The following is a 13,928-nucleotide window of genomic DNA, read 5'->3' as shown; positions in this document are numbered from 1 at the left end:
CCATGTCGCTGTCAGACCCCACGTCCACCCTGATGTTCGCCGAGGCCGCCGAAGCGGCCGACGTGGTTGCCCGCCAGTTCTCGCGCAACCACGCCACCCTGGAAACCCTGGCCGCCAGCCTGCGCGCGGCGCCGCCGCCGTTCGTGGTCACCTGTGCACGCGGCAGCTCCGACCATGCCGCCACCTACGGCAAGTACCTGCTGGAAACCCAGCTGGGCCTGGTGGTTGCGTCGGCCTCGCCGTCGGTGGGGTCGGTCTATGCCGCACCGCTGCAGCTGCGCGGTGCGCTGTTCATCGTCATTTCGCAGTCGGGCAAGAGCCCGGACCTGCTGCGCAACGCCGAGGCGGCCAAGGCCGCTGGCGCACGCGTGATCGCGCTGGTCAACGTCGAGGATTCGCCGCTGGCGCAGCTGGCCGACACGGTCATTCCGCTGCATGCCGGTGCCGAAAAGAGCGTGGCGGCGACCAAGAGCTACCTGGCCTCGCTGGCTGCACTGCTGCAGCTGGCCGCCTACTGGAAGCAGGACAGCAGCCTGCGCAACGCGCTGGACCTGCTGCCGGACGCGATGCGTGAAGCCTGGCAGTGCGACTGGAGTGCGGTGACCGAAGGCCTGGTCGAGGCCACCAACCTGTTCGTGCTCGGCCGTGGCCTGGGCTTGGGCGCGGCGCAGGAAGCGGCGCTGAAGTTCAAGGAAACCTGCAGCCTGCACGCCGAAGCCTACAGCTCGGCCGAAGTGAAGCATGGCCCGATGGCGCTGGTCGACCGCGGCTTCCCGGTGCTGGCCTTCGCCCAGCCCGACGAAACCGGCGCCGGCACCCGCGCGGTGGTCGAGGAATTTTCTGCACGGGGCGCGCAGGTGTGGCTGGCCGGGGCCGGCGGCAACCTGCCGGTGGCGGCCGCACCGCACCCGCTGTGCGCACCGCTGCTGACCGTGCAGAGCTTCTATCGCGCGATCAATGCGCTGGCGCTGCGTCGTGGCTTCAACCCGGATCTGCCGCCGCATCTGAACAAGGTTACGGAGACGGTGTGATGGCAACGGTGCTGCGCAACGCCCGCATTCTCGCCGGCGATGATTTCCGCGATGACCTGGCGGTGGTGATCGAAAACGGGCAGATCACCGCTCTGTTGCCCGACGCCGCACCACAGCTTGGCCATGCTGCCGAGCAGGTGGACCTGGGCGGCGGCTGGCTGCTGCCCGGCTTCATCGACGTGCAGGTCAATGGCGGTGGCGGCGCGTTGTTCAACAACACGCCCGATGTTGCCTCGCTGCGTACCATCGCGCAGGCTCACCGCCGCTTCGGTACCACCGCGATGCTGCCCACGCTGATCAGCGATGACGTGGCGGTGATGCGCGAAGCCATCGGTGCGATGCGCGAGGCGATCGCGCAGGGCGTGCCGGGCGTGATCGGCATCCATCTCGAAGGGCCCTACATCGCGCCGACGCGCAAGGGCACGCACGATGCCAGCAAGTTCCGCGTGCCGGACGAAGAAGAGATCGCGCTGGCCGCGTCGCTGGACAACGGGGTGACCCTGCTGACCCTGGCGCCGGAGCGCGTGCCGCTGGAGACCATCCGCGCGCTGGTCGAACGTGGCGTGATCGTGGCCGCCGGCCACACCGCAGGCACCTACGAAGAGATCCGCGCCGGCCTGGATGCCGGTGTGCGTGGCTTCACCCATCTGTACAACGCGATGTCGCCGCTGCAGGGCCGTGAGCCCGGCGCGGTGGGCGCTGCGCTGGAAGACCGCGACAGCTGGATCGGCATCATCGTCGATGGCGTGCACGTGCATCCGGCCAGCCTGCGGGTGGCACTGGCGGCCAAGCCGCGCGGCCGCCTGCTGCTGGTGACCGATGCGATGCCGCCGGTCGGTGCGGATGATCCCAGCTACGTGCTGTACGGCGAAACCATCACCGCCATCGACGGCGTGGTGCGCAATGCCGCCGGTTCGCTGGCGGGCTCGGCGCTGGACATGGCCACGGCGGTGCGCAACACCGTGCAGCTGCTCGGCCAGCCGCTGGCCGAAGCCGCGCGCATGGCTTCGACCTACCCGGCGCAGTTCCTCAATGTCGACGACCGCCTGGGCCACATCGCCGAGGGCTACCAGGCCGACCTGGTGCTGCTGGATGACGCCCTGCAGGTACGTGGCACCTGGATTGCCGGACAGTACGAGGCCGCCTGATGAACAGTACGCCGCCACGCCGTCTGGGCTCGATCGATGCCCTGCGCGGCATCACCGTGGCGGCGATGCTGCTGGTCAACAATCCAGGCGACTGGAGTGCAGTGTTCGCGCCGCTGCGCCATTCGGAATGGCATGGCTGCACGCCTACCGATCTGGTGTTCCCGTTCTTCCTGTTCCTGGTGGGCGTGTCGATGGCCTTCAGCGTGGCACCGCGCGCGCTGGATGCCGCTGCGCGTCCTGCACTGGCGCGCGGTGTGCTGGAGCGCGCGCTGCGCATCCTGGTGGCCGGTGCGCTGCTGCATCTGCTGATCTGGTGGGCGCTGGATACACACCACTTCCGCATCTGGGGGGTGCTGCAACGGATCGCCGTGTGCGCGGCGCTGGTGGGTGTGCTGGCGGTGTATGCACGGCCGCGCATGCAGGCCGGCATGCTTGTTGGACTGCTGGTGGGGTACACGGTGCTGCTGCTGGGCGTCGGTGACCTGGCGCCGTGGACCAACCCGGCCAGCCGCCTGGACACCACGCTGTTCGCACCGTGGATCTATCAATGGCGTGCCGATACCCGCCTCGGCCATGACCCGGAAGGATTGCTGAGCACGCTGGGTGCACTGGGCAGTACCGTGCTCGGCCTGTTGGCCGGTGGCCTGCTGCGCAGCGGGCGTCCGACGGCACTGGCCGGGCTGGGCGTGGCGACCGCCGTGCTGGGCCTGTTGCTGGCCGGGGTGCTGCCGTTGAACAAGCAGCTGTGGACGCCCAGTTACGTGCTGTGGACCGGTGGCCTGGCCGCGCTGGCGCTGTGGCTGGGCCACGTGCTGATAGACCTGAAGGGATGGCCGGCGCTGGGCCGGCGCTTCGGCGTCAATGCGATCACCGCGTATCTGGGGGCCTCGGTGATGTCGGTGGCGTTGATGGCCAGCGGTGCCTGGAGCTGGATCTGGCAGCAGCTGGCCGCCGCGATGCCGCAGGCGCTCGAGCTGGCATCGATGCTGCAGGCGCTGGCGTTCGTCGCACTCTGGTGGGGCGTGGCATGGTGGCTGGACCGGCGGAAGATCTACCTGAAGATCTGACCCCATCCGCCAACGCCATCCACGCATGGCGTGGATCTACCAGGTGCCACGATTGAATCGATTGGCGATGCAGGATCAGTAGATCCACGCCATGCGTGGATGCTTTGCGCGTGATTCCGGATGCCGGAAAAATGAACGATTTCAGCCACATCACATTGGCGTGAGGGCCCGGCGATTTCACATCCGAAATGTGATTTCCCGCACGCAAGTTCACCTATCGAAACGGTTCACATCACGCCAGACTGCACACGCAGCAGTGTGCATTTGCAGTTCCTGATTCCCTGTCCAGGAGAACTGTATGACCCGTGCCGTCCCGCGCGCTTTCCGTCCGCGCCGCCTCACCGTTTCCGTGCTTCAGGCACTGGCTGTCCCGTCCATGGTGCTGTTGACCGCCAGCGCCGCCTGGGCTGGCTGCAGCACCGTCGCGCCGGTCACCGGCCAGACGGTCACCTGCGATGCCAACGCGCCGAATCCGCAGACGGTGCCTATCACAGCCAGCGGCGAAGCGGGCATCAGCGTCAACGTCGCCAGCGGTGCCCAGTTGCAGCAGAGCGGTGGTGGCAGTGCGATTTCGCTGGTCGGGGCCGGCGGGCACCTGCTGTCCAACCTCGGCACGATCAGTTCGGTGGGGGGGGTGGCGGTCCAGCTCGGTGGCGGCAGCCGTGTCGAGAATTCGGGCAGCATCAGCACCGGCAACAACATCGCGCTGCAGTTCGTTGGCGCCGGCGACAGCGTGTTGGTCAACCGTGGAACGATCAGCGGGCGCACTGGCGTACAGTTCGATTCGGGCAACGACCGCCTCGAGATGCAGGCCGGCAGCATCAGCGGCGGCGTCCTGCAAGGAGATGGCAACGATGTGCTGCTGCTGGGCAATGGCACCATCGACAGCATCGACCAGGGTAGCGGCGATGACCAGATGACCGTCACCGGCGGCACCGTCACCGGCGTGGTGGCGCAGGGCAGTGGCCGCGATGATTTCGTCATGAGTGGCGGCACGATCGGCGCGCTGCAGCAGGGCGACAACATCGATACCTTCCGCATGAGCGGTGGCCGCATCGTCGGTGCGTTCGAAGATGGCGACCAGGCCTGGATGACCGCAGGCCGCATCGGCCGCGTCAACATGAAGCTGGACAAGAACCTGTGGGACCAGTCCGGCGGTACTGTTGATGGCAACGTGGTGACCGGCTTCGACACCGACACCATCATCATTTCGGGCACGGCCTACATCGGCGGCAACATCAGCGTCAGCGGCGGCAACGACAGCGTGACCATCACCGATGGTACCGTGCGCGGGCAGATACTGCTCAGTACCGGCGATGACACCTTCAACTGGAGCGGCGGTGGCATTGTCTACGGTGCGATCGACATGGGCCCAGACAACGACGTGGCCAACCTCAGCAACCTCAACCAAGGCAACCTGGGTGCGGTGCCGCTGTTCGACGGGGGCAGTGGCATCGACCAGCTCAACCTGAGCAACGTCAAGACCGCAGGCGTGGGCCGCTTCCAGAACTGGGAGGCGATCAGCCTGGCCAACAGCACGGAGCTGAGCTTCGATGGCGACCTGGTGCTGGGCGACAGCGCAACCGGCACCGGTACGCTCACGGTGGACGACACCAGCACCGTCTACGCGGGCAGTGGCGGCCATGCCATCCGCCCATTCAACAGCGCTGCACTGGTGGAGATGGTCAATGCCGGGCGCATCGACCTGACCGGTACCGGCGCCGGCGACGTGTTCACCGTGCGTGGCAACTACCGTGGTGACGGCGGGGGCCTGTACCTGCGTACCGTGCTGGGCGCGGACAACTCGCCCAGCGATCGCCTGGTGATCGATGGCGGTATCGCCACCGGCACCACCGGCATCGGCGTACTCAATGCCGGCGGCAGCGGCGCGGCCACGCTGGCCGACGGCATCCTGGTGGTGCAGGCCTTGAATGGTGGCCGCACCGCGCCGGGCGCGTTCTCGCTGTTTGCACCGGTCGCGGCCGGTGCCTACGAGTACTTCCTGTTCAAGGGCGGTGTCAGTGCCGGCACCAGCGAGAACTGGTACCTGCGTTCGACGCTGGTGACCGGCCCGACGCCGGCACCCAACGGTGGTGGCAGCGCCACCCCACCGCCGCTGACGCCGCCGGTGGCACCCCCGCCCCCCATTGCCCCGGCGCCGCCACCGCCGCCCGAAGGCGCCATCGATCCGGACCTGACCGCAGGCGAGACCGCACCACCGCCGCCGCCGCCGGAACCGGCGCCGGTGGCACCGCCCAGCGATCCGGCGGTGCCGGACGTGCCCGTGGCCGGCGGTGCATTGCCCGGTACCGGCGCGCCGCCGACGCCGGGTGCACGCCCGGCCGAAGGCGCGGTGGTACCGCTGTACCGCGTGGAGACCGCCGCCTACGCGGTGGTGCCGCCGCTGCTGCGCGAGACCTCGCTGGCCAGCCTCGGTACCTTCCACGAGCGGCAGGGCGAACAGCGCCTGCTGTACAACCAGGGCGCATTCCGCACCGCCTGGGGTCGCCTGGTGGGGCAGAGCAGCGAGATCCATTGGAAGGGCGATGCACAGCCCGGCTTTGATGGCGACGTGATGGGCCTGCAGGCCGGCCTCGACGTATGGGCTGCGGCGTCGGACAACCACCGCAACCAGATCGGCGTGTTCGTCGGCCGCACCCGCGCGCAGGGCAAGACCACCGGCCTGGCACTGGGCTGGGAGAACGTACAGGTGGGCCAGAACCGCCTGGACGACAAGCACGTGGGCCTGTACTGGACGTTCACCGACAGCAGCGGTGCCTACATCGACGCCGTGGCGATGCAGAGCCGCTACGACGGCCGCGCGCGTTCCTCGCGCGGGCTCGGCTTCGGCCTGAGCGGCGACGGCACCAGTGTGTCGGTGGAGGCTGGCAAGCCGCTGCTGCACTTCGGGCAGTCCGCATGGTGGCTGGAACCGCAGGTGCAGGTGATCTGGCAACGCACTTCGCTGGATGACCGTCGCGATGAAATATCGAGCGTGCGCTTCGACAACGACAACGCCTGGACCGGCCGTGTGGGCCTGCGTTTGGCCGGCGATTACCAGCTGGCCGACAACGGCTGGCAACCGTATTTCAAGCTGAATTACTGGCATGGTCGTTCCGGCGAGGATCGCATCCGCTTCGACGACGACGTGATCATCAATTCGCAGCGTTCACGCGCGCTGGAAGCCGGCGTGGGTGTGGTCGGGCGCCTCAACCGCACCATCAGTGCGTACGCCGTGGCCGACTACACGCGCGAGCTGGGCGGCGACCGCAACGAGAAGCGCCGCATCATCGAAGGCAACATCGGGCTGCGCGCGGACTGGTAGCGCCCTTGCGCTCGGGGGACCCTGCTCTGGTAGGTGCCGACCTTGGTCGGCACTGAACCTACCGACGCCACGAGCACAGTGCAGCCGAGCATAGGCTCGGCTCTACGACAACGGCGCGCACGCATCCGGCTCCACCAACGCTCCGGCATGATCGGCCAGCACCACCACCGCATGCAGCAGCCCTTCCTCCACCTGCGGTGGACACTGCGCCTGCGCACCATCCATCTCCCGCGCCGACTGCGCCGCCAGCAACACACCGCCGCAGGCGGACAATGCGGCAAGACAGCGCGTCGCCTCGGCCAGTTCCCGGCCGCGCGCCTCGCTGAGTTGCCGCTCGCGCCACGCCTGGCCGTCGGCTCCGTGGCTGTGTGCGATGCCGCGCAACCGGGCGAAGAACGCCGACTGCGGCGCCTGTTCGTCGGCTTCGGTGAGCGCATCTTCCAGCGCTTCGGCTGCCGTAGTGGACAGCTGCAGGTCGGGCAATGCAGCACCGAGCAGTGCCTGCAGGCGCGGATAGGTGGGGTAGGGCGTGTTCATGGCAGCAACCTCACAAGGCAAGGCCACCTGCGGGATGCAAGGTGGCGGGCGGTGCGGGTTGGCGTGCCGGTGAAGCTCTTCACGAGGAATGACGCCGGCGGATCCGGGGATCCCCACGCACCGCCCGCCGCAGAACGACGGACGGTGCATTGTTCGGGCAGGCAACGACGTTGCAAGCCCGCTCGTGAAAAGCTTCATTCAGGACGCCAATCCCGGTCAGCGCAGGAAGCGCCGACGGGGGCCACCTTGGCGCGTTGTGCGCCGCGATGACATGGGCAAAGTTGCAATGTGGTGACTGCACGCAAGCCGCCTTGCTGCAATCAGCGACCGGGCCGGATACGACAGTTCGCGCGTGGCGCAAGCGATCATGCCCCGGTTATGCTGCGGTCCTGACTCAACGACAAGGAAGCGTCGCATGCAGGTTCGCAAGGGAGTGCGTCGCATCGGCGCGCTGATGTTCGTGTTGCTGGCGACCGGCGCCATGGCCGATACGCCAAGCACGGTCGAGGTGCCCTCGCCGGAGGCCCTGGCCGAGATCCTCAGCCTGCTTGAACGCCAGGCGCTGTATCGCGATCGGGTGGACTGGCCCGCCATCCGCATCCGCCTGCAATCGGCGCAGGGCGACCCCGCGCAACGGCTGGCCGTTCTGCGCGAAGCCATTGCGCTCAGCACCGGCCACCATGGTGCATGGACCACGACCCAGCGCCAGCGTGAATCCCTTGCGCGCGCGCAGCAGGCCGGTGCCGCCGCCGTGGACCAGGCCAAGGCCGTCGATGCGGTGGATGCGCGCATCGGCTGGGTGGTCATCGAGGGCTATGCCCCTATGCCCGGCGCGACGCCGCAGGAGAAATTCCGCCAGGACATCCAGCGCGCCGCGCGGTGGCAGCAGGTAATCCGTAGCAAGGACGACGGCATGCGCTGTGGCTGGATCGTCGACCTGCGTGACAACAGCGGTGGCAACATGTGGCCGATGCTGCTGGGCATGGCACCGTTGCTGCGCACCTCGGTGGTGAACAACGAAGATGTGGGAGCGTTCGAAGCCGCACAGGGGCCGGAGCGCTGGACGTTGACCGCGACCGCTGTACAGCGTGCAGGCAAGTCGGTGCTGGACTTCGGCCAGTCCGGCTATGTGCTGCGGCAGCCCGGCGCGCCGGTGGCGGTGCTGTTCGGGCCGCGCACCGGCAGTTCGGGCGAGGCCTCGGTGCTGGCGTGGCGTGGTCGTCCGCAGACGCGGAGTTTCGGTCAGCCTACTGCGGGTGTCTCCACTGGCAATGTCGTGCACACGCTTGCCGATGGCAGTCGCCTGCTGCTGACCACCAGCGTGATGCGGGACCGCAATGATCGTGGTGATGGCTTGAAGATCGAGCCCGACCAGCGCGTCGACGGGGACGCCGCCACCGTGGCCGCCGCCCAAGCCTGGCTGCTGGCCCAGCCCGCCTGCCAAGGCACCCGGTCATGATCCTGATCGGTCAACAGGAACGGGTGCTGATCGTCGGCCCCACCGAAGCCCACCACTGCCTGCGCTGCCAGACCGAAACCGAATTCGCCCCGCAGCTGCGCTACAAAATGGCGCGCATCGACCTGCTGTTCGGCTTCACCTACCAGCGCCGCTACGAACTGGCCTGTACCCGTTGCGAGCACGGCTGGGTGCTGGATACCGAGACCATGGACCAGCAGCTGGGTGGGGTGCCGATCCCGTGGCGGCACCGCTTCGGCCTGCCGTTGATGCTGTTAGGGGGCGCCGCGCTGGCGGTGGCCGGATGGATGTGGCGGCACGGATACATCGGCCGCTGATGGAGATGACACGGTTGCTTATATCCCAAATTGGGACTAGGATATCCGAATGAAAGTGGTTGCTTTGGCGACGCTGAAACGATTCTGGGAACGTCACCCTGATTCGGAAGCAGCGCTGAGGTCCTGGTATGACGAAGTGAGGCACGCCGTCTGGGACACACCGCATGACGTACGCCAACGTTACGCAAGCGCAAGTTTCGTGGCCAATAGTCGTGTGGTGTTCAACATAAAAGGCAACAGCTACCGGCTCATCGTCGCTGTGGGTTACAGGTTTCAAGTGGTCTACATCAAGTTCATTGGCACCCACGCCGAGTACGACCGGATCGACGCCGACACTGTGGAGCTTCTATGAACATCCATCCCATCCGTACGGAAAGCGACTACGAAAACGCGCTGCGCATGATTTCGGCCTATGTCGACAACGAGCCGGAGCCGGGCAGCGAAGATGGCGATCGATTTGAAATTCTCGTAACGCTGGTTGAAGCCTACGAAGCGAAGCACTACCCGATCGAGCCGCCAGATCCCATCGATGCAATCCGCTTCCGCATGGAGCAGGGCGGTCTGACCGTGAAGGATCTGGTGCCCTCCATCGGCCAGCTCAACCGTGTCTATGAGGTGTTGAATCGCAAGCGCGGTCTGACTCTTGAAATGATCCGGAAGCTTCACCGCAACCTGGGCATTCCCGCAGAAAGTCTCATCGGCCGCTGAAGCCCCTGCCGATACGCTGCCGTGCCTCACTCCCGGCCTGTTAAAGTCTGCCCTGCAACCACGTACCGGAACCGACCATGGACCACGACACCCCGTTCGAACCCCTCAACGACCTCGAGGTGCGCCTGCTGCAGGCCCAGGACGGTACGCTGACCGCAGCGCAGTTCCTCGACGGCCTGCTGACTTCGACGGCGTTCGTGCTGCTGGACAAGGCCATTGGTGAGGATGGCGCTTGGGACGAAAGCATCTCGCCGCTGGTGCTGACCAGCGAGAGCGGCGAGCCGATGTTCGCGGTGTTCACTGCCCCCGAGCGCGCGGGCCTGTGGCACGAGCAGCTGCCGCAGTTTGCGCATGCCATGCCGATCGCGGTGCACGCGCTGCTGGCCGGTATCGGCGACGGCGTCGGCCTGGTCCTGAACCCGGGCCTGGACGTGGGCATGGAGATGATTCCCGATGCCGTGGCCCAGCTGAAGCAGCGTGCGGCGGCGATTACCCGCGGCATGGCGCACTGAATCCAGCGATTGCGTGGTTGCCGGCCAACGGCCGGCACTACCCGTGGTGCAGGACGGCTGCGATGGCTTGCAAGCGCGTCCTGTTCAATGGGGAGGAGCATCGTGGGCAAGCGTTCTAACCGATCGCTGTGGGTCTATGAGATCGGCCTTCTTGTGGGTTTGACTCTGGCAGCTGCGTTCATCACCCGGTTCAATCCGGTGGAGACGCTCCGGCTGGGTGGATGGCTGTTCCTCTTGATGCAACCCATCATGTTGGGTGCTCATGCTGTCGACCATTTCTCGCGGAAGCGCCGTCGTTAGACGGGCGATGTGAAGGTGCCGGCCAGCAGCCGGCATCATCAGATGCTTCAGCGGGCAGCGGCGATGGCTTTCACCCGGGCCTTGGCGAGTGCCTCACCGATGGCCGGGCCCTTCAGATGCGTGGTATCCAGGTCCCGCGCCTGCACTGACAGCGCTGCCCGGTGCAGGCGCTTGAGCGTTTCGCCCTGCGGGTAGTCGGCATCCTCGAAACCGAGCCGGCCGCGCTTGTCGGCCTCGCAGCACAACGCGATGCGGGCCACGCGTTCCGGCCGGCGCAGCGCATCACAGCGGCCCAGCAGTTCCAGCACGGTGGCATCGCGTAGTTCGTCGATGCGGTGCACGTTCAAGTGCTCGCGGCAGACCGCTTCGGCCAGCTGCTGGTGCTCGGCGGGAATCTTCAACCGCGTACACAGTGCCTTCAGCGGCTTGATGCCGCGCTGCTCGTGCATGATGTGGCGCGGCCATTCCTCCGGCGGGGTCAGGCCCTTGCCGAGATCGTGGGTGAGCGCGGCGAAGCCGACCAGGTCATCACCCGGCGCCAGTTTCGCGGCCATGTCGCTGACCATTTCCTGGTGGATGCCGGTATCGATCTCGGGGTGGAACTCGGCACGTTGCGGCACGCCGTACAGCGCTTCCAGCTCGGGCAGGATCGGGCCCAGGGCATGCGCATCGTGCAGCGTGCGCAGGAAGGCGGAGGGCCGCTCACTGACCAGCGCCTTGCGCAGTTCCTGCCAGACGCGCTCCGGCACCAGCGCGTCCAGCTCGCCACTGGCGGCGACCTCGCGCATCAGCGCCATGGTCTCTTCGGCGACGGTAAAGCCCAGCGGTGCGAAGCGCGCCATGAAACGGGCCGCGCGCAGCACGCGCAATGGATCTTCGACGAACGCAGGACCGACATGGCGCAGCACGCGTTGCTCGATATCGCGCACACCACCGTAGGGATCGACCAGCGTGCCGGTGTCTTCGTCGCAGGCAATCGCGTTGATGGTGAAGTCGCGGCGCTGCAGGTCTTCTTCCAGCGTTACGGCCGGATCAGCATCCACCACGAAGCCGCGATAGCCGCGGCCGGATTTGCGCTCGGTGCGCGCCAGTGCGTATTCCTCACCCGTGTTCGGGTGCAGGAACACCGGGAAGTCACGGCCAACCGCAGTGTAGCCCAGCGCTTCCATCTGCGCGGGCGTGGCGCCAACCACCACCCAGTCATGGTCGCCGGCAGGGCGCTGCAGCAGGCGGTCGCGCACGGCGCCGCCGACAAGATAGATCTTCATGGGGGAATGATCGCACGGCCGGCGCAGATGTTCCGGTAGTGCCGGCCGCTGGCCGGCAGCTTCGGAATGGCTGCGGTTGCCGGCCAGCGGCCGGCACTACCAATACAGAGGCATCACGGCAGGCCGCGCCACCCCGAAGCAGCACCCAGGCGGTGCATATTCCGATCGAGGCCAGCCGCCGGCACGACCGCTGTGCGATCAATCGCCGCCCTGCTCGGCGTTGGCGGCGCAGCTGAAGTTCTTGCGCTTGTCGACCAGGCGGCCCATCAGGCGGTCGCTCAGTGGCAGGGCATCACCATTGAGGCGCCAGTCGTAGATCACGCTGAAGGCCAGCACGCGGGCGACGTACTCGCGGGTTTCCTTGTAGCTGATGGTCTCGATCCACAGGTCCGGATCGAAGCCCGGGCGCTGGCCCTGCCAGCGTGCGGTCGGGGTCGGGCCGGCGTTGTAGGCGGCGATGGTCACGTACGGCAGACCGTCGTACTTGTTCATCAGCTGGCGCAGGTAGGCGGTGCCGATGGCAATGTTGGTGTCCGGGTCGTACAGGCTGTCGGCGCCGCCGTAGCCGGTCAGGCCGATCGACTTGGCCACGCTGGCACCGGTGGCCGGCAGCACCTGCATCAGGCCCATGGCATTGGCAGGCGAGCGCGCACGGGGAGTGAAGGTACTCTCGGCGCGGATCTCCGCGGCCACCCAGGCCGGGTCGATCGCGTTGCGTGCCGATTCGCGGCGGATGGTGGCGTCGTGATGCAGCGGGAAGCGCAGGTCGTACAGGCGCTGTTCCTGCGGCTGCTTGCCGAGCGCGAACACGGCGCGGTCGAACCAGCCATTGTCCTGCGCCACGCGCACGGCGAGGCGGCGCTGGGTGTCATCGAAGCGCGACAGCGCGCTGTTCCATTCGGCCACGGCCCAGCCAGCGCGGTCGATCTGGTACAGCGCCATCGCGCGCTGGATGGCCGGGTCGCGCGCGATCACCGCCTGTGCCTGTGCGCTGTCGTTCGGCTTCCACGGGCACAGGGTGTAGCCCTGCTGCAGCTTGTCGGCGGCGAGGAAGCCGTGGAAGGTCGGCGCGCGCGCGGCCTCGCGGAACAGCGGCTGCGCCTGCTGGGCCTGGCCGGTCTTCTCCAGCATGCGGCCTTCGAAGTAGCGCCAGCGCGGGTCGCTGCGCTGCTTGCTGCCCATCTTGCGAATGGCGGTCAGCGCCGCCGGCCAGTCGCCGCGCGACATCGCTTCGCGCACGCGCCACTCGTGCAGGCGTTCGTCATAGGCCGACTCCGGCACCGCGTTGAGGCGGCGTGCCGAATCGGGCAGATAGGAGGCCACTGTCCACAGCGCGATCTGGTACAGCACCTGGCCCTGCTGGTCGGTACTCAGGCCGAGCGTCTGGGCGTACTGCGGCAGCTGCTGCTCGGTGGCGCCGGGGTCGGCCTTGGCCAGCTTGGCCAGGCCATCGGTGGCGATGCGCCGGCTGCGCTCGTTGCGTGGCCAGTTCAGGGCGCTGGCATTGGGCTTGTCGACAAAGGCGGCGTAATTGTTCGCCAGCGCCAGGTCGGCGGCAGGCAGGCCGCGTGCAGCGCTGCGCATCACCGCCGGTTGCTGGGCATCGGCGGCGGCATCGATGCGTTCCCAGCGCAGGGCGTCGCTCAGGCCACCCTGTGCCTGCAGCACGGCAAAAACGGCATCACAGCCGTCCGGCAGCGACTTGCCGTTCTTGCGCCACAGATCCTGCGCTTCACTGATCCACTGCGGATCGACCTTGCCCGTCACCTGGCGCGCGGTCAGCTGCGCACAGCGCAGGCCGGTGTTTTCGGTGGGCGCCCAGTTGGCCAGCAGGGTCGGCCAGTCCTGGCGGCGTGCGAGCGAGGGCAGCCACACGCTGCGGAAGGTGGTGGCCACGGCCTGGCCGTCGTAGCGCTTGAGGAAGGCCTGCGCCTGCGCGGTATCGACGGTATCGATGTTGCGGCGCAGGTTGGCGTACTCCAGCCAGCCATAGGCCGGGTGACGGCTGAGCGCAGCGGCTTGGCCAGGATCGAACTGGCCGCGTTCGGCGGCTGCGATCGCGGCTTTCAGCTGCGCGTTCTGGGCATCGAGGGACTGGGCATTGGCGCAGCCGATCAGCAGCGTGGTGGCCAAGGGCAGCAGGGACAGGGCGGTCGAAGTGCGTCGGGTCATGGCGGGCAGCATAGCGGGCAATGGCTGAATTCAGTTTCGCATTGCGTGCACGCCGAGCGTCGGCAA

Annotated in this window: 12 protein-coding genes; 9 read left to right on the top strand and 3 right to left on the bottom strand. The window is 67.4% G+C overall.

Annotation, left to right across the window (positions count from 1 at the left end):
- The first annotated feature begins 2 nt into the window (after positions 1-2).
- The 4 genes from ACS0OT_RS16935 (at position 3) to ACS0OT_RS16920 (ending at position 6,571) form a co-directional block, all read left to right on the top strand.
- Complete coding sequence (locus ACS0OT_RS16935; RefSeq protein WP_005419331.1) at positions 3-1,031, top strand: SIS domain-containing protein; 1,029 nt, start codon at positions 3-5, stop codon at positions 1,029-1,031.
- Positions 1,031-2,179, top strand: coding sequence for an N-acetylglucosamine-6-phosphate deacetylase (nagA, locus tag ACS0OT_RS16930; RefSeq protein WP_134956164.1), 1,149 nt, complete (start codon positions 1,031-1,033; stop codon positions 2,177-2,179). The genes ACS0OT_RS16935 and nagA overlap by 1 nt, the downstream gene beginning before the upstream one ends.
- Complete coding sequence (locus ACS0OT_RS16925) at positions 2,179-3,246, top strand: acyltransferase family protein (protein ID WP_235648805.1); 1,068 nt, start codon at positions 2,179-2,181, stop codon at positions 3,244-3,246. The genes nagA and ACS0OT_RS16925 overlap by 1 nt, the downstream gene beginning before the upstream one ends.
- Before the next feature lie 298 nt (positions 3,247-3,544).
- Positions 3,545-6,571: an autotransporter family protein gene (locus tag ACS0OT_RS16920; RefSeq protein ID WP_262089862.1), complete on the top strand. Its 3,027-nt coding sequence runs from the start codon at positions 3,545-3,547 to the stop codon at positions 6,569-6,571.
- A 102-nt stretch (positions 6,572-6,673) separates the two neighbouring features.
- On the opposite strand, the gene ACS0OT_RS16915 is transcribed toward ACS0OT_RS16920, so the two are convergent.
- Complete coding sequence (locus ACS0OT_RS16915) at positions 6,674-7,108, bottom strand: hypothetical protein (protein WP_235646249.1); 435 nt, start codon at positions 7,106-7,108, stop codon at positions 6,674-6,676.
- A 415-nt stretch (positions 7,109-7,523) separates the two neighbouring features.
- Between ACS0OT_RS16915 and ACS0OT_RS16910 the strand changes: the two genes are divergently transcribed.
- The 5 genes from ACS0OT_RS16910 (at position 7,524) to ACS0OT_RS16890 (ending at position 10,122) form a co-directional block, all read left to right on the top strand.
- Positions 7,524-8,567 carry a S41 family peptidase gene (locus ACS0OT_RS16910; protein WP_005419313.1) on the top strand — a complete coding sequence of 348 codons (1,044 nt, stop codon included), beginning with the start codon at positions 7,524-7,526 and terminating at the stop codon, positions 8,565-8,567.
- Positions 8,564-8,902, top strand: a complete 339-nt coding sequence (locus ACS0OT_RS16905) for a hypothetical protein (RefSeq protein WP_139727664.1) — start codon at positions 8,564-8,566, stop codon at positions 8,900-8,902. The genes ACS0OT_RS16910 and ACS0OT_RS16905 overlap by 4 nt, the downstream gene beginning before the upstream one ends.
- 49 nt (positions 8,903-8,951) lie before the next feature.
- Positions 8,952-9,254: a type II toxin-antitoxin system HigB family toxin gene (locus ACS0OT_RS16900; RefSeq protein ID WP_065178056.1), complete on the top strand. Its 303-nt coding sequence runs from the start codon at positions 8,952-8,954 to the stop codon at positions 9,252-9,254.
- Entirely contained in the window at positions 9,251-9,610 is a 360-nt protein-coding gene (locus ACS0OT_RS16895) for a helix-turn-helix domain-containing protein (RefSeq protein WP_069139190.1), read from the top strand. The genes ACS0OT_RS16900 and ACS0OT_RS16895 overlap by 4 nt, the downstream gene beginning before the upstream one ends.
- Positions 9,611-9,687: 77 nt before the next feature.
- The gene (locus ACS0OT_RS16890; RefSeq protein ID WP_005419309.1) at positions 9,688-10,122 is read left to right on the top strand and encodes an SseB family protein; all 435 of its coding nucleotides are present in this window, start codon (positions 9,688-9,690) and stop codon (positions 10,120-10,122) included.
- Positions 10,123-10,469: 347 nt separating this feature from the next.
- Here ACS0OT_RS16890 and ACS0OT_RS16885 read toward each other — a convergent pair whose 3' ends face one another.
- On the bottom strand, positions 10,470-11,690 hold the full coding sequence (locus ACS0OT_RS16885; protein ID WP_139727660.1) for a multifunctional CCA addition/repair protein: 1,221 nt from the start codon (positions 11,688-11,690) through the stop codon (positions 10,470-10,472).
- A gap of 198 nt (positions 11,691-11,888) precedes the next feature.
- Entirely contained in the window at positions 11,889-13,874 is a 1,986-nt protein-coding gene (locus tag ACS0OT_RS16880) for a transglycosylase SLT domain-containing protein (protein ID WP_262089874.1), read from the bottom strand.
- Positions 13,875-13,928: the final 54 nt, after the last annotated feature.

It is taken from the genome of Stenotrophomonas maltophilia group sp. RY12688, from assembly GCF_052149045.1.
In the GTDB taxonomy this organism is placed as follows: domain Bacteria; phylum Pseudomonadota; class Gammaproteobacteria; order Xanthomonadales; family Xanthomonadaceae; genus Stenotrophomonas; species Stenotrophomonas sepilia.
The sequence above is the reverse complement of the archived record's forward strand: the minus strand, read 5'-3'. Positions and strand labels throughout refer to the sequence as shown.